The organism is Clostridium sp. OM05-5BH, from assembly GCF_003481505.1.
GTDB classification, from domain to species: Bacteria; Bacillota; Clostridia; order Lachnospirales; family Lachnospiraceae; genus Otoolea; species Otoolea fessa.
The window spans coordinates 90148-113622 of sequence record NZ_QULJ01000003.1 but is presented as its reverse complement, the minus strand read 5'-3'; the positions used below and the strand labels follow the sequence as shown (position 1 = coordinate 113622).

Here is a 23475-nt window from a genome sequence, read left to right as displayed (position 1 = left end):
ACTTCCCCCTATTCTCCCAGATATGCTTTGATAACTTCTGGATTGCTGAGTACTTCGCTGGTCGGTCCCTCTGCCAGCATATGACCGAAGTTTAAGACCGTCAGGCGCTCGCAGATACCGGAGACCAGCTTCATATCATGCTCAATGAGAAGTACGGTCATATCAAAATGATCGCGCACGAAACGGATCGTCTTCATCAGCTCTGCCGTCTCATTCGGGTTCATGCCGGCTGCCGGCTCGTCAAGAAGCAGAAGCTTCGGCTCGGTCGCCAGCGCTCTGGCGATCTCCAGCTTTCTCTGCTTGCCGTATGGGAGGTTCGATGCCTTATAATCAAACTCTTTGTCGAGGTCAAACACCTTCAAAAGCTCCATTGCGCGCTCATCCATCTCTTTCTCAACCTTGTAATAGGACGGAAGACGCAGAATGCCGCTCAGCGTAGAATATTTATGATGGTTGTGAAGACCAACCTTTACATTGTCAAGCACACTCAGCTCCTTGAACAGACGGATATTCTGGAAGGTTCTCGCGATGCCTGCCTGATTGATCTGGATTGCCTTGTGACCGGTAATGTCCTTTCCATCCAGCAGAATCCATCCACCATCCGGCTTGTACACGCCCGTCAAAAGGTTGAAAATAGTCGTTTTACCAGCGCCGTTCGGTCCGATCAAACCGTAGAGCTGTCCTTTTTCTATCGTGATGCTGAAATCATCGACCGCTTTCAGACCGCCAAAAGAAATACTTAAATTTTTTACATCCAGCATTGCCATGATTTACGCCTCCCCTTCTGTCTTCTTTTTCCGGAATGATGAAAAGATGCGCTCGCGGACCTCGATCGCCTTCGGGCTGGAGGTCAAAAGCATCATTGCAATCAGGACGACCGCGTAAATCAGCATACGGTAATTATTGAGGCTTCGAAGCATCTCCGGAAGCAGGGTTAAGATAACCGCCGCGATCATGGAACCACGGATATTTCCGATGCCGCCCAGAACCACAAATACAAGGATCATAATGGACATATTATAACCGAAGCTTTTCGGGGTCGCTGCCAGCGTCGCCAGGTTGTGTGCGTACAGAACGCCTGCCACACCGGCTAAGGAAGCAGAGATGGTAAATGCCATCAGTTTGTATTTCGTGATATTGATACCCACAGACTCTGCCGCAATACGGTTGTCGCGGATCGCCATGATCGCACGGCCTGTCCGGGAATTGATGATATTCAATACAATAAACAGGGTCAGGAGTACCAGGATAATGCCGATCGTAAAGGTCGCCGTCTTCGGTGTACCTGTGATACCCTGTGCACCCTTGATGATCACCTGACCGTCCGCTGCCAGCTTTAAGGAAGCTACATCTTTCATGGAAACGTGGATTCCGTTTCCGTCGATGCCGACGTACAGAACATTGATAATATTTTTAACGATCTCACCGAATGCCAGCGTTACAATCGCCAGATAGTCTCCTTTCAGACGCAGAACCGGAATACCGATGAGGATACCAAATACCGCCGCTACCGCCGCACCGACAAAGAGCGCCAGAATGAAGCGTACCTGGTTGCTTGCGATCAGATTTTTCATGGCATGATTAAAAAATGCACCTGAAAACGCACCCGCACACATGAATCCGGCATGACCCAGACTCAGCTCGCCGAGAATACCAACCGTGAGGTTTAAGGAAACCGCCAAAATCGTATAGGTACAAAGTGGAACCAGAATACCCTTTAAAAGACTGTTTACATGGCCGCCTGCCATCATAATCTGAATCAGAATGTAACAGCCGATTACAATCGCATATGTGATCGCATTCTGAATCCGAATTTTATTTTTATATGCGTTCATTTTAAACACCTGCACTTTCTCTTGCTTATTGCAGTTCATGCACCATCTTGTTTTCACACGGCACTTTCCGTTTCAAAAGTCCCCGGCATGAACCATCGTATAATTTTCTCTATTATACTTTCTCCGTCATCTTCTTGCCGAGAATACCGGTCGGGCGGACCAGAAGCACGATAATCAGGACAGAGAATACGATCGCGTCAGAAAGCTGGGAGGAAATATACGCCTTGGCAAGGTTTTCAATGATACCAAGCAGGATACCGCCGATAAATGCGCCCGGAATCGAACCGATACCGCCAAATACTGCTGCCACGAATGCCTTGATACCCGGCATGGAACCGGTGTACGGGGACAGGGACGGGTACGCCGAGCAGAGCAGCACGCCTGCTACTGCCGCCAGAGCGGAACCAATCGCAAAGGTTACGGAGATCGTGCGGTTTACATTGATACCCATCAAGGTTGCCGCACCGCGATCCTCAGAAACCGCCAACATCGCCTGCCCCATTTTCGTCTTGTTGATAAATGTCATCAGGGCAGCCATAATTACGATACAGCTTAAAATCGTCACGATCGTGACACTGGAGATCGAAAGCTTGCCGCCAGCCAGCTTTAATGCCGGTACAGTAATAACTGATGTAAACTGTCTCGCATTGGAACCAAAAATCAGAAGCGCCACGTTCTGGAGCAGATAACTGACACCGATCGCGGTAATCAGAACTGCCAGCGGGGACGCGTCACGCAGCGGTCTGTATGCAACTCGCTCGATCGTAACGCCCAGCACTGTACACACAACCACCGAAGCCAGAATACCCACAACCGGAGAACCGCCCATCGTTGTGACAATCGTAAACACTGTGAAACCGCCTACCATGATGATATCGCCGTGTGCGAAGTTCAGCATACGCGCGATGCCATAAACCATGGTGTAGCCCAGTGCAATGATCGCATAGACACTTCCCAGACTGATGCCATTGATTAAATAAGAAAGAAAACTCATATGTATACACCTACCTCTTTGTTTCTACGTTTTCGCATTTCCCTGTACACGCATTTCGCTGCACATGTTTACCTGTGACCGAATTTGCAGAACAAACATGACCGTCTCACAGTCCGCAGAAAGCAAACACCCGGTCGCCGTCGCAGGCAAGCATGTGCAGTGAACCGTTTTAAAAAGAAAGCTGTTACTAAATGCCCGGCAGCCATCTGCGCCGCCGGACATCCAGTAACAGTCCCATCAGAGCTACATACATATAGCCGCAACGGTTCTGCAGTTTTTAAATTTTTAATTACTGCATCATCTCATATTTACCGTCTTTGATCTCTACAGCTTTCGGCGCTTTCTGCGGCTCGCCTTCTGCCGTCCAGTGCATCTCTGTACCGGTCAGACCATCGATCTGGATCTCAGTCATAGCTGTTTTCAGTGCATCGCAGATATCGGAAGTGCTCATATCCGGTGTGATCTCTGCCTTCTCTGCAGCTGCCTTAATTGCATATACGCCGTCGTAAGCATCTGCTGCGAACTGAAGCGGGTCGATGCCGTAAGCATCACGGTAAGCAGTTACGAAGTCCTGGCTGGACTCCTCGTCTACGGAGAACGGAGTCAGAAGCATCAGACCTTCTGCTAAGGACTTATCAAAGCCATCAACGCTCAGGATACCGTCCATACCATCACAGCCGAAGAACTGCGGGTGGAAATCTTTATCGTTTGCCTGTTTCAGGATAACAGATGCCTCCTGATAGTAGATCGGCAGGAATACCAGATCAGCGCCGGACTCTTTTGCTTTATCAAGCTGTACGGAGAAATCGGTATTGTTATCAGATGTAAATGCCTCGCTGGCTACTACCTCCAGACCCTGATTCGGGGCCTCTGCTACGAAGGACTCGCGGATACCATCGGAGTACTCGCTGGAGCTGTCGTAGATGATAGCGATCTTGGTTGCCAGTTTGTGCTCGCCGATGTACTGAGCGGATGCACGTCCCTGATCCGGGTCAGAATAGCATACGCGGAATGCGTTGTCGCCGGAAATACTCTCAACAGCAGATCCGGACGGAGTCAGCTGGAACAGGTTATCTGCTGCTGTCTCTGCTACAACTGCGATACACGGCTTGGAAGTAACGGTACCAAGAAGCATCTGCATGTTCCAGTCTTTTAAGGTATTGTATGCGTTGATCGCCTTCTCCGGATCATTCTCATCATCCTGGAAGTTGAACGCTACCTGATAACCATTGATACCGCCAGCCTTGTTGATCTCATTGATTGCCAGCTCAGTACCATTCTTTACAGCCTCGCCGTAAGCGCCAGCCGCACCGGTGATCGGTCCGATACCGCCAATTTTAAATACTTCGCCGTCAGCTCCCTCTGCGCCCTGTGCGTCTTCTGCTGCTGATTCAGAAGTGCTCGCATTTCCAGAGCCACCGCAAGCGGTCATAGACATCGCCATCATGGCTGCAAGTCCAAGACTAACTACTCTTTTTTTCATAATATTCTCCTCCAATTCTATGCTGCAATGGAATACAACAACTATTTGAATGAGGCAATTATAAATTTTACCCCTCTAATTGTCAATACAAAAACCACTTAAAAAAGAGGGAATTTAGCGGATTTTCGTTTTTTTTCGCTAAATTCTCTCTTTTCCAGATCTCGTAGTTATATTAAGCATTCTTACAGGTTATAGCAAACACTTTTATAAGCTTTTGTCCACCTGACGTGGACACCTGCATTTTCCAGAAAAAAATAGTAGGTCTCATTGCTATTATTCTGAATTATATCACTCAAATTCAGAATAATGACTGCCTTCTGAATTATCCCTTCCACGGAAGATCGCTCGATTCAATCCGCGGATCGCGCATCATCAGATCCGCCAGCGCCTCTTTCGGAGATTTCCCGTCAAACAACACCTGGTTGACCTGGGAAACGATCGGCATATCGCAGCCGTATTTCTGTGCCAGCAGAAGACCGGCTTTCGCAGAATAAACGCCCTCGACAACCATCTGCACTTCCTTCATCGCCTCATCCATCGTGTATCCCTTTCCAATCAGGATACCCGCCCGGCGGTTGCGGCTGTGCATGCTCGCACAGGTTACGATCAAATCACCGATGCCGGATAATCCGTAGAAGGTCTGCTGTTTTCCGCCCATTGCAATACCCAGACGGGCAATCTCCGCAATTCCGCGGGTGATCAGCGCCGCCTTCGTGTTATCGCCGCATCCCAACCCATCCGCGGTACCGGCTGCCAGCGCAATGACATTTTTAAGAGCCGCGCCAATTTCCACGCCCAGCATATCCGGGCTGGTGTAAACACGGAACACCGGGCTCATAAACACACTCTGCATGAACTCAGCAGTCTTTTTGCGGTGCGCCGCTGCCACACAGGTAGTCGGAAGTCCCCGGCTCACCTCCTCGGCATGGCTCGGTCCGGAAAGGACGGCTACCTCCGCCAGCGGAAGTTCCTCCTCGATGACCTGTGACATCGTCATAAGACTCTGCTCCTCGATTCCTTTCGCCACATCCACAACGATCTGACCGTAACGCAGGTATTCCTTCATCTTCGCCGCCGTACTGCGGACATAGACGGACGGAACCGCCATAATCAGCATATCCTTCTCTGCCATCGCGGTGCGCAGATCCGCTGTCATCTGGATCGGATCCGGAAGTACAACCTCCGGCAGATTTTTGTGCCGTCTGGTGCGGCTCATTTCCTGGATCTCTGTATCAAATGCCGACCAGATTGTCACATCGTGTCCATTATTGTTCAGAAGCATCGCCAGGGCTGTGCCCCAGGTTCCGGCTCCGATAATTCCTACTGCTGCCATCCTGATACCTCCCGACCTGCTTTTCTCTCTTCTTCTCTCTACAGGTCAATGTTTTTTGGAATTTTTTATACATTCCCGTTACTTATGACGTTACTGTTCACGCATACGTGCCCAGTAACGGAATTTGCCGTGGCTCGCATTTCAATACGGCAAATTCCTGCTGCCACCACGTTTTCTTACGGCACTTTCGGTTCCAAAAGTGCCTACCTGTGAACAATTACCTTATGGCAACTATGTAAAGTGTTGTTAAACTTCTTTCATGATTTCTTCGCGCCCAGTTTGTTTTCTGTGCCGGACAACAGACGCCCAATATTGCTCCGATGGCGCCAGATCGCCATGCACATCAGAATCGCGCCCAGTGCATAGAACTGGATGCGGTTCGGCGTGCTTACCCGGTAGGAACCCATGCTCTCAAAGATCACAAGCTCTGCAAAAAAGGTGATCGACACAAGAATCGAACCAAGCGATACATAGCGGGTCAGGAACACCGTCACGGAGAAAATCACGAAACAGGTCAGCGTAATCCGCAGATCCATCGCTGTCATGATGCCCGCCATGCAGGCAATTCCCTTGCCGCCCTTGAATTTCAGGTAAAACGGGAAATTGTGACCGAGTGTGACTCCCAGACCCGCATACAATGCAAGAAGATCCACGTCCGCATTTCCCTTAAACAGCAGACGGCAGACTGCCATTGCAAACACCGCCTTGAAAAAGTCCCCTAAAAATACGATCGCGCCCGCTTTCTTTCCCATCACACGCAGGACGTTCGTAGAACCGGCATTTCCGCTGCCGTACTGGCGGATATCCATATGATTCGCCTTTCCATACAGATAGCCGGACTGGATCAGACCAAAGATATAGCCAATCACAATACAGATGAGACGTTCCATTATTGATCCTTCCCCTTTCTCTCGCGGATCAGGAATTTTAAGGAAGTTCCCTTGAATCCGAATGCGTCACGGATCTTGTTCTCGAGATACCGTGTATATGAGAAATGCATCAGTTCCTTATCATTGACAAACACAACAAATGTCGGCGGTTTGACCGCTACCTGTGTCATATAGTAGAGCTTTAAACGCTTGCCCTTGTCAGACGGCGGCTGCTGCAGTGCCACTGCCTCTGCCAGGATCTCATTGAGAACGCCGGTTGCAATACGCAGTGTCTGATTTTCGCGCACCATGTCGATCATCTCAAACAGCTTATTCATACGCTGTCCGGTCAGTGCGGATACGAACACGAACTCCGCATACGGAATAAAGGACAGAACGGTCTTAATCTTATTGGTGTACTCATAAATAGTCTTATCGGTCTTATCGATCGCATCCCATTTATTTACCACGATGATAATACCTTTTCCACGCTCATGTGCAATACCGGCAATCTTTGCATCCTGCTCGGTTACTCCCTCTTTCGCGTCGATGACCATCAGAACCACATCCGCTCTCTCAACCGCCGTTACGGTACGGATGATGCTGTAGCGCTCCAGCTCCTCCTTGATCTTGCTCTTGCGGCGCAGACCTGCCGTATCGATAAAGACATACTCGGTACCGTTGCGGACAATCTCTGTATCGACTGCATCGCGGGTCGTACCGGCGATATCCGATACGATGACGCGGTTCTCGCCCAGAAGCTTATTTATAATAGAAGATTTACCTACGTTTGGTTTTCCGACAATCGCCACTCTCGGACGGTCATCCTCTTCCTCGTCACCGCTTCCCTCCGGGAAATGTGCCACGACTTCATCCAGCAGATCGCCCAGTCCCAGACGGGAGGCTGCCGAGATCGCTACCGGATCACCGATGCCGAGGTTGTAGAACTCATAGACGTCATTGCCAAATTTCGCCGGATTGTCTACTTTATTGACCGCCAGAACAACCGGTTTTCTCGATTTACGCAGCATATCCGCCACCTTGGAATCCGAATCGGTCATGCCCTGACGCACATCTACGATAAACAGGATCACATCCGCCGTCGCGATCGCGATCTCCGCCTGCTCACGCATCTGGGACAGGATAATATCCTTCGTATCCGGCTCGATACCGCCAGTATCGATCAGGGTAAAAGAATGGTCTAACCAGGTACAGTCCGCGTAAATACGGTCACGCGTTACACCTGGAGTATCTTTTACAATCGAAATCATATCGCCCGCAAGGACGTTGAAAAGGGTGGATTTTCCCACGTTTGGACGTCCAACGACCGCCACCACCGGTTTCTTTTTCATATTTATGCCTCCATTTATTTTCATGCTCCGCAGCTGGTTTGTAAATCCACAGCTGCTATTTTTATTGTCCAGTTACTTGTTTCATTCATTGTGATGCATTTCACATCCAGACGCTTTCTTTCTGTGTGTCCGAAAGCACGTTTTCCACTGTATTTCCAGCCATCACGTTTCTTTCTCATCCTCCAGATCTGAGTCTTCCTCTTCAAAACAAACGACTTCATCCGGAGCATCCTCGTCCAGGTCTTCCGGCTCATATGCGTACACCTGTACGCCATCCAGATCTTCTTCCTGCCAGTTATCATCCATCTGAGCGGCAAATTCCTCCGGATCCGGCTCATACTCGCCATGCCTGGAGCTTTCCTCCTTCACAGGAGCCAGAATTGCTTCCACAAAATCGCGTCCGCTTGATTTTACAATATCCACCGGAACTTGTAAAGCATTTTGTACATCCGTGCGGGTCAGATCATCCAGAAATGTCTCCTCGCCGCTTCGGAACATGGCGCTTGGAAGCAGCAGGCGGCTGCCAAGCGTCTGTTCCTTTAACTGTGCAATCAGATCCTTTGCCGTGATCAGCCCCGCCACCGTGATCCGCTCGCCAAAGAAATCATTGCGGATCGCATATACATGTACCTTTTTCCCCGGAAACTGGCGGCACACGCGCTCTGCATACCGCTCAATATACGGAGCAGCCAACCGTCCCGTTGCAATCGAAATCTCCTCCGGGCACACCTCGCCAGCCTCTCCCGGACGCAGCTGCTCCAGCGCCTCGGCTATCTCCTCCTCCATCAGGCGGATCATGCCGACCCCATTTTCCAGCTGGATATAGCCATCATAGCGATCCGCTTCCGGAAGCGGGCGCCCGGCGCCCATATAAAATTCATCGCTGGCGTGAATGAAGTGAATACCATGTTCCGCATAGATCTTCTTCTGCCATTTCTCTATCAAATCAATGGTATCGCCCAGCTGCTCCGGTGTAAACGGCTCAAGCGGATACAGACCATCGCGGTACTTCGAGAGACCGACCGGCACAACCGAAACACTCTGCATCGCCGGAATGTATTTCGTCAGGTCACGGATCGAACGATCTAACTCCGCCCCGTCATTGACGCCCCGGCATAAAACGATCTGACCGTTCATCGGGATATCCGCCTCATACAGGCGGTCGATTTTCTGGAGTGCCTCACCGGCAAAGCGGTTATGAAGCATCTTGCAGCGCAGCTCCGGATTCGTCGTCTGCACTGAAATATTGATCGGCGCCAGCTTAAACCGGATAATCCGCTCAATATCCTTATCCTTCATATTCGTCAGCGTGATATAGTTGCCCTGCAGGAACGAAAGTCTGGAATCATCGTCCTTAAAATACAGTGTCTCACGCATGCCCGGCGGCATCTGGTCGATGAAACAGAAGATGCACTTATTCCTGCAGGAACGATAATCGCTCATCAGACCATTTTCAAAGGTAATCCCCAGATCCTGATACTCATTTACGATATCCAGTTCCCACTCCTCGCCGTTCTTCTTGCGGACCAGCAGCGTGATCTCCTCACTGTTTATCTTATATTCATAATCAAAAATATCCTCTATCTCATCTCCATCGATCGTCAGAAGGACGTCCCCCGGCTCCAGCTCCATTTCCTCCGCAATCGAGCCCGGATCGACCGATTTTATCAGATGACCTTTTTTCATTTATAAAATCCTCATTTCAAATATTTTTAAACCCTAAGAATCCAGTATTATATTAACAGTAATCAGCTTTTTTGTAAAGTTGTGCTTCTGATTCGCAGATGCGGATTTTTTGTTTCACAGGAAAATACGTCCTATGAAATAAAAAATGAAAGCACGCCAAATATTTGATTTTTTTTGTAATTTTCTCATTTGCTATTGACGTTTCTTATCATAAAATGGTATAAAGTAGTTGTATTATGTCCTGCAAATGGCAGACAAACTTGTACGCTCTGCCCGCATGCATCGAAGGACCTACACTGTTTGGAGGTATAATCATGTCGAATGACTACGTGTTTAATGACACGCTTCCGGTTGCGCCGCTTAAAATTGCCGCACTGGAGAGCTGCCGGGATCTGGCTGAGAAAGTCAACTCCCACATTATCAATTTCCGCCGCAACGATATTGAAGTCCTGAAAAAACGTCAGGAAAATTTACAGTACCGCGGCTATGATGCTGATTCCTACATGCTTGACTGCGCGTGCCCGCGTTTCGGAAGCGGTGAAGCAAAAGGCATCGTCAATGAGTCTGTCCGTGGTACCGATATTTACGCCATGGTCGATGTAACCAACTACAGCCTGACCTACAAAATGAGCGGATTTACCAATCATATGTCCCCGGACGACCATTATCAGGATTTAAAACGTATCATCGGCGCATCCATTGCTACCGCACATCGTGTCAATGTTATCATGCCGTTCTTATATGAAGGACGCCAGCACAAGCGCAGCGGTCGTGAATCCCTTGACTGCGCGATGATGCTCGAAGAACTGATTCAGATGGGCGTAAGCAACATCATTACCTTCGATGCACATGACCCGCGTGTACAGAACTCCATTCCGTTAAGCGGTTTTGATAATTTCATGCCGACCTACCAGTTTATCAAGGCATTACTGAACCATGACAAAACCTTAAAGATCGACAAGGACAACCTGATGGTTATCAGCCCGGACGAGGGCGCTATGTCCCGCGCCGTATATCTGGCAAACAACCTGGGTGTTGACATGGGTATGTTCTACAAACGCCGCGATTACTCCCGTGTTGTCAATGGACGTAACCCGATCGTTGCCCATGAGTTCTTAGGTTCTTCCGTTGAAGGAAAGACCGTTCTCATCATCGATGACATGATCTCCTCCGGCGAGAGCATGCTGGACACCTGCCGCGCCCTCAAAGAGCGCAAGGCAAAACGCGTCGTTGTATGCGCTACCTTCGGTCTGTTCACCAACGGACTTGAGAAATTCGACGAATTTTTCGCAAAAGGTTACCTCGACTGCGTTGTAACCACCAACTTAAACTACCACACGCCGGAACTTCTTAAACGTGACTGGTATGTAGAAGCTGATATGAGCAAATTTATCGCTGCAATCATCAACTCCCTGAACCATAACGTATCTCTGGAGAACGCACTGACACCGACTGCGAAGATCCAGAAGCTGATTAAGCGGTATAACGAGGGACAGATGTAATGAGAATTGACGGCTGATAAACGGCTGTAAATTTCAAAAAACTCCTGCATAAACAGATAAATCTTCATTCTGTGTATGCAGGAGTTTTTTCTAATTAATCTACTCAAACCGCGATTTGCAATTCAATCCATCCCCATCACAAATTCACCTTCTCCCATCCTCTCTCTAAATATCCATTCATCTTCCGTTTCAGCTCTTGATTCTCCTCCGCCTCCAACAGCGGATCTTTATCCATTAATTTCTTCACTTCATCCGAAACTGCCTTCAATATATCTGCATCTGCAAATATATCTGCTAAATGGAATTCGAGATCACCGCTCTGGCGGACGCCGAAGAGGTCTCCGGGACCGCGCAGTTTTAAGTCTTCGGAGGCGATGTAGAAGCCGTCATTTGACTTATTGAGAATATCCAGCCGCTTTCCGGCGTCTTCCTCGCCGGAGGCGTTGACCATGATGCAGTAGGACTGGTCTTTTCCTCGACCGACGCGCCCGCGGAGCTGATGGAGCTGCGCCAGACCGAAACGCTCGGCATTTTCGATCATCATAACGGTGGCATTCGGAACATTGATTCCGACCTCGATGACCGTGGTGGATACCAGCACATGAATCTCATTTGCCGCAAATGCTTCCATGATCGCATTTTTTTCTTTTCCCTTCATCTTTCCGTGCAGATATTCCACCCGGATCGACGGGGACAGGGCGCGGCGCAGCTCTTCGGTATAATCGATGACGTTCTCTGCCTCCAGCATCTCGCTCGGCTCGACCATCGGGCAGATGACGTATGCTTGACGGCCGGCGCGGACTTCATTTTCGATAAAACGGTAGGCGTTCGGGCGAAATTCACGGTTCACGACACAGTTCTTGATCGGCTGCCGGTTTGCCGGAAGTTCATCGATGATGGAAATATCAAGATCCCCATATAAAATAATCGCCAGCGTCCGCGGGATCGGCGTCGCACTCATGACAAGCACATGCGGCTCGCCGCCTTTTTTGCTCAGCATTTCCCGCTGTGCCACTCCAAAACGGTGCTGTTCATCCGTGATTACCAATGCCAGATTGTCGTACACCACTTTTTCCTGAATCAGCGCGTGGGTTCCAATCACGATATCTGCCTCATGATTTTCAATCGACTCTCTGGCAAGCCTTTTTTCCTTCGCTGTCATCGAACCGGTCAGAAGCACCGGACGATATGTGATTCCCAGCGACGCAAACAATTCGGTCATCGACTCGTAATGCTGGCGCGCCAGTACCTCCGTCGGCACCATCAGCGCCCCCTGATATCCATTTGCCGCCGCCTGCAGCAACGCCAGAATCGCCACAATCGTCTTACCCGAACCAACGTCACCCTGAATCAATCGGGTCATGATATGCCCGCCGGACAAATCGGCGTACACCTCCCGGATTACCTTTTTCTGTGCCCCGGTCAGAGCATATGGGAGGCGCTCTTCCACCGACGCCATTTCCCCAGAAATCGTAAATGGATATGCGCTCTTTTTATCTTCTTTTTTGTCTTTGAGCAGGCGCACTGACATCAGGAACATGAAAAATTCATCAAACACAAGACGTTTCCGGGAAAACATCAGTTCTTCCCGGTTTGCCGGAAAATGGATGTGCTCCAGCGCATAGTTGATTTCCGCCAATCCGTACTTTTCCCGCAGACCAGTCGGCAGATATTCCCGTTCCATCTGGTGCATCGTGAGGGCTTCCGTGACTGCCTTTGCGATCGTCTTATTGCCAAGTCCCTTCGTCTGTCCGTAAACCGGCTGCATAGACGACACGACTTTCGCATACTGTTCCGGGCGGTAGATCTCCGGCTGCTCCATCGTAAGTCTTCCCCTTTTTTTTACCACACGGCCACGGAAAATAAAGCGTTCCCCCGCCTTGAGCGTCCCGCGCAGATAGGGCATATTGTACCATGCCAGCGCCAGTGTGCCTCCGCTGTCCCGCAATCCAGCCGTCGTAACCTGCAGGCGCGCTCCATACCGCACCACATCCGCCGTTTTTGCCAGGATTCCGCCGACTGCCGCGATCGTATCTTCCTTCAGTTCCGCGATCGGCTGCGGTTCCTTAAACTCATCATAAGCACGCGGATAATAATGGAGCAGTTCTTCCACCGTTTCCACGCCTATTTTTTGAAATAGCTTTGCCGTCTTTTCACCGATGCCCTTGACAGCGATTATATTCTGCTGTTCCATTTATCTCCTCCTGCTTTTCAGAATATTCTCCGGAAAATCAGCCACGCGGACAGTTACCGGACAAAAAATCCGGGAATACATTGGAATGAAAGAGAGGCAGGACGCAGGGATCTCTCCCCTGACCTGCCTCATTTCATACTTATGAATTATTTTGTTTTATACGTCAAATGTTTTATCTGCGCCATCACATAGAAAATTCATTTTCTCGTTATCTGCATTTTCTCAGCCAATCGTGCAGATTCATTTAACGCATTTCAATCACTTTAAACGACCTAAATCTACTCTACCGAAATCATATAATAGTAAATCGGCTGCCCGCCATTCTGGCATTCAAATTCGCAGGATGTAAATTCTTTGCGGGCTTTCTCACAGAATGCCTCTGCGTCCTCTTCCGTGACATCCTCACCATAATAGATCGTCACAAGCTCAGACTCATCATCTACCATCTTACGAAGTGACTCCATCGCGGTCTCCTCGATATTCTTGCCAACTGCCAGCATGCCGCTGTCGCCGATCCCCATGATATCGCCCTCTGCGATCTCCATACCATCGATCGATGTATTGCGGACTGCGTAGGTAATCTGAGCGGTCTTAACGTGGCTCATCTCCTCAGACATCTGTTCCATATTTTCTTCCGCCGTCAGATCCGGAGCAAAATTAATCAGCGCCGTGATACCCTGCGGAACCGTCTTGGACGGAACTACATATACCTTGGTATCTTCTGACAGGCTCTTTGCCTGCTCTGCCGCCAGAATAATATTTTTATTGTTCGGCAGAATGTAAACTGTCTCGGCATGGACTTTTTCGATTGCTTCCAGCATATCCTCCGTACTCGGATTCATCGTTTGTCCGCCCTCGATGATATAGTCAGCGCCGATGCCCTTGAAAATCTCAGAAAGACCTTCTCCGACCGATACGGCGATAAATCTATATTTCTTGCGTGGTTCTTCCTTCTTCTCTTTGGCTTCTTCTGCCTTCTGCTGTGCCGCCAGACGTTCGGAATCTTTGATCAGTTTCTCCTGATGTTCCTCGCGCATATTGTCAATCTTGATGCGGGACAGGGAACCGTAGGTCAGTGCTTTCTGAATCGCCAGACCTGGATCGTTTGTATGAACGTGAATCTTGACAATATCATCATCTGCCACAACTACCAGGGAGTCGCCGATCGTACTCAGATAATCTTTCAGTTCCTGCTCTGTCGTCTCACCCGCCGGTTTTTCTGCATTGATAATAAATTCCGTACAATAACCAAAACGGATATCCGCTGCCTGCGTGCTTCCGACGCCTGTTGCTGTTTTTGCCGCTCTATTTCCCGATACAGACGGAGTAACTGCCGCGTCGATATCCACGACTTTCCCTTTTAAGCCCTCAATACAGCCCTTGATAACCTGAATCAGACCCTGTCCGCCAGAATCCACTACACCTGCCTCTTTCAGAACCGGAAGCATCTCCGGTGTCTGGCTTAAAACATATTCGCCGTACTCCAATACTTTCTCTGAAAATTCAAGTACGTCCTCGGTCTGCGGTGCCAGTTCTGCTGCTTTATCCGCCATTCCCTTGGCAACAGTCAGAATCGTACCTTCCTTCGGCTTCATAACTGCCTTATAAGCTGTCTCCGTCGCACGGTTAAATGCGTCTGAGAGAACACTCGTCGTAATGACATCTACCGTCTTAATCTCTTTCGTAAATCCGCGGAAGAGCTGTGAAAGGATAACGCCGGAATTGCCTCGTGCGCCGCGCAGGGAACCGGAGGAAATCGCTCGCGCCAGCGCCTCCATCGTCGGATTTTCAACGGCTGCCACTTCTCTGGCGGCTGACAGAATCGTCATCGTCATGTTCGTACCGGTATCTCCATCTGGAACAGGAAATACGTTCAGCTCATTGATCCATTCCTTGTTGGCCTCCAGGCCCTTTGCTCCAGCCAGAAATGCATTCTTTAACATCCCGGCATCTATATAATTCATGCCCACAGGGTTTGTTCCTCCTTAATCTATCACTCTTACGCCTTCAACATAAATGCTGATTTTCTCAACCTTCATGCCAGTAAACTCTTCTACTTTATATTTTACACTCTCGATCAGGTTGTCCGCAACGGTAGAGATGCTGACTCCGTATGCCACGATTACGTGGAAATCGATGCTGAGTGCATTGTCCTTGATGGCTACGTTGATACCGTGTGTCAGGCTTTCTTTTTTAAGCAGTCTTACCAGACCATCTTTCATACTGACAGCCGCCATGCCAACGATACCGAAGCATTCTACTGCTGTCGTTCCGGCGTACATTGCAATTACTTCCGGATCGATCTGGATCGAACCCATTTTATTGTCGATGCGTCCTTTCATATTGACAGCCTCCGTTTCTTTACTTGTTTTTGTTTGATTCGAATTTTATGCCATGATTTTTTACGGGCTGGACATGCGGAGCCGGAGCGGCTCCTGTGTCGGCGCGTGGGATGAGTACTTCACGGGCTGGACATGCGGAGCCGGGGCGGCTCCTGTGTCGGCGCGTGGAATGAAATATATGCGTCTCTCTACCCCGTCATGCAGCTCGATTCCGCTTCGCTCCATCTCGCTCACGGGCTTCGCCCTATGGATAAAAATGTCTGAAATACGGCTTATGTGCAAGCACAACACCGTTTTTCAGCCTTTTTTATCCGCATGACTCATGGCTTACGCGTATATTATACACCACCCACGTTAAAAAGGAAATAGAAAATAGACATCTGTCGAAAACTTTTTTTATTTTTTTTGGTTTTTCACTTGCATATTTTCCTATTTTCTGCTATTATACCTTTGTTATGGATTTTAATAGGAAGTCCAATGATCGGTTAAGGAGGTGCTACGATGGCTAAGTGTGCAATCTGCGAGAAAGCTGCTCATTTTGGTAATGCAGTGAGTCATTCACATAGAAGATCTAACAAAATGTGGAAAGCTAACGTTAAGTCTGTTAAGGTTAAAACTAATGGCGGAGCTCAGAAGATGTATGTATGTACTTCTTGCTTAAGATCCGGTTTAGTTGAAAGAGCCTAAATCGAGTTTAACTGGCCTCAGGTGTCTGCCTGAGGCTTTTTTCTTGTTCTTAGCATAAAGAGCGACAACAAATGTTGGAAATATGCTTTTTGAGCACATTCCAACATTTTATATAAAACCTTTCCTTCAAAACACCCTAAAACAAGTTCAGCAGCGTTCCATACAGCTTCTCATTTCCCATCACCACCAGCGCCAGTTCTTCTTTTGCCTCGCTGAGCTGATAAAAAAGAGCTCTCACATCGCGCTCTGTCGAGCGCAGATATCCCATTTCATCATAATAATAGCGCCCATCCAGCCGATGCACCATGCGATCGACTTCTCGCGTATGGCGAGATTGTATTTCTACGGCAGAATCGGATTGCTTTTCCAGTTTTTCCTGCCAATCGGATTCCTGGCACTCATATCCCTGACGGATGTAATCATTCAGCAAATTAGCTGCTTCTGACTCATCGTTGGCATAAACCACCGCGACATGGGGATAGTGCCGCATTCCGCGTCCGTGCGGCAGGTGCATCATATTTTGTATAAAATAGGAAAGTTCTGCATTCGCACGGATCCGATTCGTCAGGTGGAATGTCTGGATTCCCGGCTGCTCCCCCAAGAGCTTTATTGCACCCAGATCCAATTCTTCCGGCGAAATCATATCCTCACAGTTACTGGAAAAAATAACCGGACGCGTTTTGCCGATCTCCAGCAAAATTTCCAATGTATTGGGCGACAGAAGGTGTGCCTCATCTACTAAGATCGCGCTGTATGCTTCAAACCTGATTTCCGCTCCCGTTTGAACACTATCCTCCGCCAGGTACTCCACCCGCCGCAGCCGCTCATGCAGCACCTTCCACTCTTTTCCCGCTTCACCGCAGTGGATCATGCACACCCGCTGCCGCCCGGAGAGTTTCATCGCAATATCATATAAAAGCAGCGTTTTTCCCGTCCCCGGAAGCCCGGTAAACCAGAAATATCCCGTCCGGTCTGCCCGGATTTTCTTTAAAATCTGGCGTTCAATATCCCTCTGCTGGTATGTCAGGAAATATTCTTTCTTTAAGAACCGTCCCGGCTCTGTGAGCGGCGAAATCAGGTACAGCTCCGCCTGAAACAAGTCTTCGATATCGCCTGGATAATCAGCACTCTCCTGCTGCAAATCCCGGCAGAGCTGTTCCCAGTCCGCCTCCACAATGCGGTCATGATTCGTCAGACGCACCAGGCTGTTCTGGCTGCTAATATAAGTGTACGAACGAATCGGCTTTCCCAGCGCCGCCAGATAATACCGGTTTTGTATGAGCTGCTTGCTGATCGCCTCATCCGACACCTGTCCGCTCTTTAATTCAAGGTTTAAAATTTGTTCTTCCTTGATCTGAAGCAGATCAAACTCTTTCCCCAGTCTCGGAATCTGAAACGAATAGAAAAAACGCAGTGCGTACACCGCCTGCATATGTCTCTCCAACTCCGAAACAAGCGCTTTCATGCTGTCCAGCTCCCATTCCCGTATTTTCAGAAACACATCCCGCCCCGAAAGCTGTCGTTCCAGCTTTTGAAGGTATTCCGTATTCTGATTTCGGGTAATCGTGTAAATAGAGATTGCTTTCATACCTGTACCGCCTACGTTCCTTTTCGCCCTTTCCAAACTTTATAGATCCCTCTTTTTGCCGCAGCACTCCATGAGCGCCGCCAGCACCTTATCCATCTGCAGTGGTTTTGCCAGATGCACATTCATCCCAGCTGCCAAGCACTGCCTGGCATCCTCTTCAAAGGCATTTGCCGTCATGGCAAGAATCGGAATCTGCCTTGCATCCGCCCGCGGAATCGCCCGGATCGCGCGTGTCGCAGCCAGACCATCCATCACTGGCATCATCACATCCATGAGAATCGCATCGAACGTCCCCGGAGGTGCCGCCTCAAAGCAGTCTACTGCTTTCTTCCCGTTCTTCACAATCGTGACATGGGCACCCGCATCGGTCAGAAGTGTTTCCGCGATCTCTGCATTCAACTCATTGTCCTCCGCCAAAAGCAGCTTCAAACCGTGAATATCTCCTGACGGCGCTGCTTCCTTAACCGGGAACTCCTCCGGCGGCGGTGCAATCTCAAATGGAATTTCCACCACAAACGTCGTTCCAATGCCGACCTCACTCGTCACCTCGATGTTTCCGTGCATCTGTTCAATCAGCCCTTTGACGATCGTCATGCCAAGCCCAGTTCCCTGGTAAACACTACGCGCATCATTTTTCTCCTGTGCAAACGGGTCAAAGATGTGATCCAGAAATTCCTGGCTCATGCCAACTCCCGTGTCCGAGATCGTCCACCTATAGACGCACCAGCCGTCCCGTACATCCTGCGCCTCCACCCTGGTACTGATTTTTCCGCCCGGACGATTGTATTTGATGCAGTTTCCATAAATATTCAGGAAAATCTGGCGCAGATGGAGCTGGCTTCCATAAATATACGGATACGGAATCTCCGCTTTTCTTTTATCATACTCCCATTGAATGCCCGCATCTACCGCGCGCTCGATGATGATGCTCACGATATCGCGCGTCATCTCTGCCAATGAAATATAATCATGTGCCAGAATGATCTTTCCCTCTTCCAGCTTGCTCATCTGCAGCACATCATTGATGAGGGACAGCAGATGCCCCGCCGCCACCTGCATTTTCCGGTGATTTTCCATCAGCATCTCCTTATCATCAAAATGTGCCTCATCGATTTTCAAAAGCCCGATAATGCCATTGAGCGGTGTCCGGATATCGTGACTCATGCGGCTTAAGAAATCTGTTTTCGCCCGGTTTGCCGTCCGCATTTCATCAAATGCCGCCTGCAAGCGCGCGTGCTCCTGTTCATCCCGCGCGTGCATCTGCGACGTATCCTGCAGAAGAATGATCGCATGAACCACCGGCATCTCACAAGAAAGCTCCGTATCAAACACGATCGTCTGCGTCATCAGAACTGTTTTCTGTACCCAGCAGATCGTGCCATCCTCCTCCTGGATACAGTATTCCACGGAAATATGTTTCTCCCCTGCCTCAAACCGCTTCAAAAGCTTAGCCGGATCATCTGCTATGCGATAGCTTCCCAAGGTCTCCTGGGTGACCATCTTCATATATTCACTGCAATAATCACGGTAAGAGCACGGCAGCGGATAGTCCATAAATAGCTCCCGGCATCTCTCTTCTTTTCCATTCAGAACAACACCCTTCTCCAGAAGATCCTTTGTCAAATTAACTGTATATATCATATCCGACAGATCCAGGAGTGCATCCACATAGCTGTCATTTTCCAGAATCGACTGTTTGAGCTGTTCATAATAAAGCGTCAGCTGTTCCTTCGCATCTGCCCGTCCTTCTGAACTTTTCCGGATCGTCTCAAATGCCAGCAGGAAATGATGCAGCTTTCCTTTCTCATCCCAATCTACCGGGATCAGCGTCAGGCGGCTGTAGAGTCCCTGATCGTTAGTGTCATACTGCAATTCAAGTAGATCTCCCTCCGCCTGCAGCTTCCCGGAAAGCTTTGAAATCTGCAGACTCTGGCGGATGTAGGCGCGGTCAGCACGAGGCACTCGTTCCGTTGCTATCTGCTCCGCCGCACCGGAATAGCTTCCGTCCGACGCCAGGAAGAAATCAACACTGGCACGGAGTGTCCGGTAGGTATCCATGTGCGCGTCACAGTAGAGACAATCCGAAAAGTTTCTCCCGAACCGGTTTAAAAGCTTGAGCAGGCGGAAATCCAGCCGTTTTTCCGCTGCCGCTTCCTCGCGCTTTACATGGTTTTTGTTGATATACATATTTTTATCGGCAAAATTGAAAAGCTCCCGCATCGTACTGCCCGGAAAATCACTGGCAAGTGCATACCCGGCCGCATAGCTGAGCGGCATATCCGGATATCCCTTTGACTCCTCTGTCATCGCCTCCCGCACATGGGTGAGGCATTCCCGCATGGCCTCCTCATCCAGACCATGCGTAACGGCAATAAATTCATCGCCGCCGTCCCGCCCTACGAACTGTTCCGCAGGCATGGACGCGCGCAGGCAGACGGCGAACCGCCTGATGTAGGCATCCCCCGCCTCATGCCCCATGCTGTTGTTGATTCGGCGGAGATTATTCAGGTCAAAACTGCATACTCCCACATTCTCTGCCGCCGGTTCCGGATCATCCAGCAATTCTTCGCATTTATTCTTATTGGGAAGTCCGGTCGCCTTGTCCAAATACACCTTTTTCTGCAGCGCACGGTTCATCGCCGCAAAGCGCACCGCCTTGATAAATTCATATCCAATCAGAAGCATCAGAACAATAATATCAATCGTGATATATTTTTCAATTACCGTCAGCGAGGATGCCTTCCTCTGGGAATACGCCTCCGCCAGTCCCGTCGCCTCATCACAGATTTCAAAGAACCGCTCGCTCTTATCAATGATCTCTGTATTCTCATAGCCGACTTCTCGGACACGCAGGATTTCATAGTGAAGCGCGGCAAAGTACTCCTCCAACTCCTGCATCTTACTCTGAAACGCCCCGTCATCAAGGCGCACCAGCCCCAGTTCGCCATTGCCATTTCGCAGACCGTCGACGAAGGCCTCAATATCCTGAATCATACCATCCTCCGGCTGACCGGAAATTTCCAATTTAATGATACGCTGTGTCTTTCCGCGCACCAGTCCCGCATAATTGACCACACGCGCCGTTCCCTGAATACTGGAGACAATTCCCATCATCACGATAATCAGTGCCGCCAGCACAACCGCCAGCACGCCGATGCAGATCTGTATTATGTTTGAAGTCTTTTTCTTCTTACTCTTATTCGCATTCTCGGAATCCATCGCTCCGTCCTCCCGTGAAAAAGAATGTGCCTTGGCACATTCTCGCGCCAAGCGCGGTCGCTTGCGACATGTTTCTGGTACGCCCTTTTTCCTGCACCTGCCATCTTGTTATTTTACATCTTATATTCCAGAAAGCATCCATCCTCATGCGACTCAATCCGCCCGACCGCCTGCAGATACGAATAAATAATCACCGTCCCGGCAAACTTCATCCCACGCTTTTTGAGATCTGCCGACACTGCATCTGAGAGCGGCGAGCTGACCTTGCCTGTCTCATGAATCACCGCATCTCCTGTCCAGTGAGTCAGATACGCGTCAAAACTCCCATATTCATTCTGAATTTCCCGGAATATCCGTGCATTCGTGACAGCGGCATGAATTTTCAGCCGGTTATGTACAATTCCCGGGGCGGTCCGGAGTGCTTCCTCCTTCGCCTCGTCGTAACCGCACACCTTGTCCAGGTCAAATTCATCGAACGCGGCGCGGAATGCCTCCCGCTTATTGAGAATGCACTCCCACGAAAGCCCTGCCTGAAAGCATTCAAGGATCAGCATCTCAAAGAGCTTCGCATCATCCCGAACCAGCTTTCCCCACTCCTCGTCGTGGTAACGGATATACAATTCATTCTTTGGATTCGCCCAGCGGCAGCGGTGTTTTCCATCGTGCCATTCCATACGTTTATCTCTCCCTGTTCGTCATTTGCTCTCACATTTTTTGCTTATTTATCCTTGTTTTTCATTCAAGAAAACATAAATATGCCATATCTATCGTTTTGAAGTTCTACATAAGCGGCGCCAGAATCCGCAGCGCCTTCCCCGCAAACCGCCGGATAAACGGATACTTCCGGCAGTTTTCCAGAGTGATCCGCTCGCTCTTTGCAAGTGTTTTCTGGAAATCTTCTTCCACATCCATCACAACCGCATTGCGGAAGAAATAGGACGCGCACTCAAAATGCAGATACAGGCTTCTGAAATCAAGGTTGATCGTTCCGACCACCGCCTTCTCATCGTCGCTCGTAAACATCTTCGCATGGATAAAGCCCGGCGTGTATTCATAGATCTGGACACCAGCCCGCAGAAGCTCCGCGTAATAGCTGCGAGCCAGCAGGTACGCATATAACTTATCCGGTATATGCGGCATGATAATAATGACCTCCACGCCGCGTTTTGCCGCAAACTTGAGCGCCGCCAGCGTCGTATCGTCGAGAATCAGATACGGAGTCGTGATGTGCACATACCGGCGTGAACGCCCTAAAATATCGAGGTACACCGACTCGCCGACATTTTCCCCGTCGAGCGGGCTGTCCGCATACGGCATCACAAAGCCGCCGTAATCCATCCCCGCCGGCATATGAAATTCCGGCGGACATAAAAATCGGCGGTACTCCTCGCCATCCCGCTCCGTCACATCCCAGAGCTGCAGAAACATCATCGTAAAACTATCCACGGCTTTTCCTTTGATCAGGACTGCCGTGTCCTTCCAGTGTCCAAAGCGCACCCGCTGGTTGATATACTCATCCGCCAGGTTCACGCCTCCGGTAAACGCAGTATGACCATCAATCACGCAGATCTTCCGGTGATCGCGGTTATTCTGATAACTCGAGAGAGCCGGACGCACCGGCGCAAAAATCTTGCACTGAATCCCCTTCTCCTGCATCGCCTTCTCATAGCCGTGCGGCAGCGTGAAGAGATTTCCCATGCCGTCATACATAAATCGGACTTCCACGCCCTCGGCGGCCTTCGTCTCTAACACCTGTAAAATCGCATCCCACATCACTCCGTGTTCTACGATAAAATATTCCATAAATATAAAATGTTCCGCTTTTTTGAGTTCTTCCAATAATACTGGAAACATATCATCTCCCAGCGGGAAATAACGTGCCCCCGTATTTTCATACGCCGGGAAACGTCCGTACTGGTTCATATAGCGGACGAGATTGCCGCCACTGGCGCTGATGCTCTCATAGTGTGCCAGCACCTCCGGATCCTGTAAAAGGTACGGACGCAGTTTTGTCCCAACTTCCTCGATCCGCCGGTTAATACGGTGCGTGCCAGGCTGCAGCGTCAAAAACAGATAAAACAGCGTTCCAAACACTGGAAATACCAGAATCGGCACAACCCAGGACAGCTTGATCGTGCTGTTTCCTTCATCGCTGATAATATAGATCAATATCAGGGCACTGAGTATCGCAGATCCGCCATACATATAGATCAGGTACTCTCTAAACCAGTCAAACCCGGCAAAGAGCACAAGAATCTGTATCAGCAGAAACAGCGTTCCCAGCGTGGTACGACCGAAAATCAGACGCAGCAGTTTTTTCAATTTTTTAAGTATTTTCTCCATTTTCTACCAGTCCATTTCTCTATCTTGTTCATCGGGCATCTGCCATAT

17 protein-coding genes are annotated in these 23475 nt (G+C 49.5%); 2 read left to right on the top strand and 15 right to left on the bottom strand.

Going from position 1 to position 23475, the window contains the following annotated elements; all coding sequences use genetic code 11:
* Positions 1–8: 8 nt before the first annotated feature.
* The 8 genes from DXB70_RS05235 to DXB70_RS05195 all read right to left on the bottom strand — a co-directional run bounded on the left by DXB70_RS05235 (position 9) and on the right by DXB70_RS05195 (position 9552).
* Entirely contained in the window at positions 9–767 is a 759-nt protein-coding gene (locus tag DXB70_RS05235; protein ID WP_118672809.1) for an ABC transporter ATP-binding protein, read from the bottom strand.
* A gap of 3 nt (positions 768–770) precedes the next feature.
* On the bottom strand, positions 771–1835 hold the full coding sequence (locus DXB70_RS05230) for a branched-chain amino acid ABC transporter permease (RefSeq protein ID WP_118293682.1): 1065 nt from the start codon (positions 1833–1835) through the stop codon (positions 771–773).
* 112 nt (positions 1836–1947) lie between these two features.
* Positions 1948–2829 carry a branched-chain amino acid ABC transporter permease gene (locus DXB70_RS05225; RefSeq protein WP_022359707.1) on the bottom strand — a complete coding sequence of 294 codons (882 nt, stop codon included), beginning with the start codon at positions 2827–2829 and terminating at the stop codon, positions 1948–1950.
* Between the two features lie 289 nt (positions 2830–3118).
* A complete protein-coding gene (locus DXB70_RS05215) occupies positions 3119–4312 on the bottom strand; it encodes an ABC transporter substrate-binding protein (protein WP_118672807.1) in 1194 nt (397 codons plus the stop codon).
* 322 nt (positions 4313–4634) lie between these two features.
* Positions 4635–5645, bottom strand: a complete 1011-nt coding sequence (locus DXB70_RS05210; RefSeq protein WP_118672806.1) for an NAD(P)H-dependent glycerol-3-phosphate dehydrogenase — start codon at positions 5643–5645, stop codon at positions 4635–4637.
* 257 nt (positions 5646–5902) lie between these two features.
* Entirely contained in the window at positions 5903–6535 is a 633-nt protein-coding gene (plsY, locus tag DXB70_RS05205; RefSeq protein ID WP_022359710.1) for a glycerol-3-phosphate 1-O-acyltransferase PlsY, read from the bottom strand.
* Positions 6535–7866 (bottom strand): ribosome biogenesis GTPase Der, encoded by a 1332-nt coding sequence (gene der / locus DXB70_RS05200; protein WP_118481766.1) that lies wholly within the window; start codon positions 7864–7866, stop codon positions 6535–6537. Before der ends, plsY begins: the two co-directional genes overlap by 1 nt.
* A gap of 162 nt (positions 7867–8028) precedes the next feature.
* Entirely contained in the window at positions 8029–9552 is a 1524-nt protein-coding gene (locus DXB70_RS05195; RefSeq protein ID WP_118672805.1) for a DUF512 domain-containing protein, read from the bottom strand.
* Between the two features lie 314 nt (positions 9553–9866).
* On the opposite strand from DXB70_RS05195, the gene DXB70_RS05190 reads away from it, so the two are divergent.
* Positions 9867–11054, top strand: coding sequence for a ribose-phosphate pyrophosphokinase (locus tag DXB70_RS05190; RefSeq protein ID WP_022359714.1), 1188 nt, complete (start codon positions 9867–9869; stop codon positions 11052–11054).
* A 136-nt stretch (positions 11055–11190) separates the two neighbouring features.
* On the opposite strand, the gene recG is transcribed toward DXB70_RS05190, so the two are convergent.
* The 3 genes from recG to DXB70_RS05175 form a co-directional block, all read right to left on the bottom strand.
* The gene (gene recG / locus DXB70_RS05185) at positions 11191–13248 is read right to left on the bottom strand and encodes an ATP-dependent DNA helicase RecG (protein ID WP_118672804.1); all 2058 of its coding nucleotides are present in this window, start codon (positions 13246–13248) and stop codon (positions 11191–11193) included.
* A gap of 278 nt (positions 13249–13526) precedes the next feature.
* Positions 13527–15218: a DAK2 domain-containing protein gene (locus tag DXB70_RS05180; protein WP_118672803.1), complete on the bottom strand. Its 1692-nt coding sequence runs from the start codon at positions 15216–15218 to the stop codon at positions 13527–13529.
* Positions 15219–15233: 15 nt separating this feature from the next.
* The gene (locus DXB70_RS05175; RefSeq protein ID WP_106999821.1) at positions 15234–15590 is read right to left on the bottom strand and encodes an Asp23/Gls24 family envelope stress response protein; all 357 of its coding nucleotides are present in this window, start codon (positions 15588–15590) and stop codon (positions 15234–15236) included.
* Between the two features lie 501 nt (positions 15591–16091).
* On the opposite strand from DXB70_RS05175, the gene rpmB reads away from it, so the two are divergent.
* Positions 16092–16277 (top strand): 50S ribosomal protein L28, encoded by a 186-nt coding sequence (rpmB, locus tag DXB70_RS05170; protein WP_003504147.1) that lies wholly within the window; start codon positions 16092–16094, stop codon positions 16275–16277.
* 136 nt (positions 16278–16413) lie between these two features.
* Here the strand turns inward: rpmB and DXB70_RS05165 are convergent, their stop codons facing one another.
* The 4 genes from DXB70_RS05165 to cls all read right to left on the bottom strand — a co-directional run bounded on the left by DXB70_RS05165 (position 16414) and on the right by cls (position 23406).
* Positions 16414–17865, bottom strand: coding sequence for an AAA family ATPase (locus DXB70_RS05165; protein ID WP_118672802.1), 1452 nt, complete (start codon positions 17863–17865; stop codon positions 16414–16416).
* A 39-nt stretch (positions 17866–17904) separates the two neighbouring features.
* Complete coding sequence (locus DXB70_RS05160) at positions 17905–21084, bottom strand: ATP-binding protein (RefSeq protein ID WP_118672801.1); 3180 nt, start codon at positions 21082–21084, stop codon at positions 17905–17907.
* 113 nt (positions 21085–21197) lie between these two features.
* Positions 21198–21758: a DNA-3-methyladenine glycosylase I gene (locus DXB70_RS05155; RefSeq protein ID WP_118472299.1), complete on the bottom strand. Its 561-nt coding sequence runs from the start codon at positions 21756–21758 to the stop codon at positions 21198–21200.
* A gap of 106 nt (positions 21759–21864) precedes the next feature.
* Positions 21865–23406, bottom strand: a complete 1542-nt coding sequence (gene cls, locus DXB70_RS05150; protein ID WP_347559591.1) for a cardiolipin synthase — start codon at positions 23404–23406, stop codon at positions 21865–21867.
* Between the last annotated feature and the right edge of the window lie 69 nt (positions 23407–23475).

What these genes read in the sequence shown, in the direction of transcription:
- DXB70_RS05235 (WP_118672809.1), bottom strand. Translation starts at nt 767, where the DNA reads ATGGCAATGCTGGATGTAAAAAATTTAAGTATTTCTTTTGGCGGTCTG.
- DXB70_RS05230 (WP_118293682.1), bottom strand. Translation starts at nt 1,835, where the DNA reads ATGAACGCATATAAAAATAAAATTCGGATTCAGAATGCGATCACATAT.
- DXB70_RS05225 (WP_022359707.1), bottom strand. Translation starts at nt 2,829, where the DNA reads ATGAGTTTTCTTTCTTATTTAATCAATGGCATCAGTCTGGGAAGTGTC.
- DXB70_RS05215 (WP_118672807.1), bottom strand. Translation starts at nt 4,312, where the DNA reads ATGAAAAAAAGAGTAGTTAGTCTTGGACTTGCAGCCATGATGGCGATG.
- DXB70_RS05210 (WP_118672806.1), bottom strand. Translation starts at nt 5,645, where the DNA reads ATGGCAGCAGTAGGAATTATCGGAGCCGGAACCTGGGGCACAGCCCTG.
- plsY (WP_022359710.1), bottom strand. Translation starts at nt 6,535, where the DNA reads ATGGAACGTCTCATCTGTATTGTGATTGGCTATATCTTTGGTCTGATC.
- der (WP_118481766.1), bottom strand. Translation starts at nt 7,866, where the DNA reads ATGAAAAAGAAACCGGTGGTGGCGGTCGTTGGACGTCCAAACGTGGGA.
- DXB70_RS05195 (WP_118672805.1), bottom strand. Translation starts at nt 9,552, where the DNA reads ATGAAAAAAGGTCATCTGATAAAATCGGTCGATCCGGGCTCGATTGCG.
- DXB70_RS05190 (WP_022359714.1), top strand. Translation starts at nt 9,867, where the DNA reads ATGTCGAATGACTACGTGTTTAATGACACGCTTCCGGTTGCGCCGCTT.
- recG (WP_118672804.1), bottom strand. Translation starts at nt 13,248, where the DNA reads ATGGAACAGCAGAATATAATCGCTGTCAAGGGCATCGGTGAAAAGACG.
- DXB70_RS05175 (WP_106999821.1), bottom strand. Translation starts at nt 15,590, where the DNA reads ATGAAAGGACGCATCGACAATAAAATGGGTTCGATCCAGATCGATCCG.
- rpmB (WP_003504147.1), top strand. Translation starts at nt 16,092, where the DNA reads ATGGCTAAGTGTGCAATCTGCGAGAAAGCTGCTCATTTTGGTAATGCA.
- DXB70_RS05165 (WP_118672802.1), bottom strand. Translation starts at nt 17,865, where the DNA reads ATGAAAGCAATCTCTATTTACACGATTACCCGAAATCAGAATACGGAA.
- DXB70_RS05160 (WP_118672801.1), bottom strand. Translation starts at nt 21,084, where the DNA reads ATGGATTCCGAGAATGCGAATAAGAGTAAGAAGAAAAAGACTTCAAAC.
- DXB70_RS05155 (WP_118472299.1), bottom strand. Translation starts at nt 21,758, where the DNA reads ATGGAATGGCACGATGGAAAACACCGCTGCCGCTGGGCGAATCCAAAG.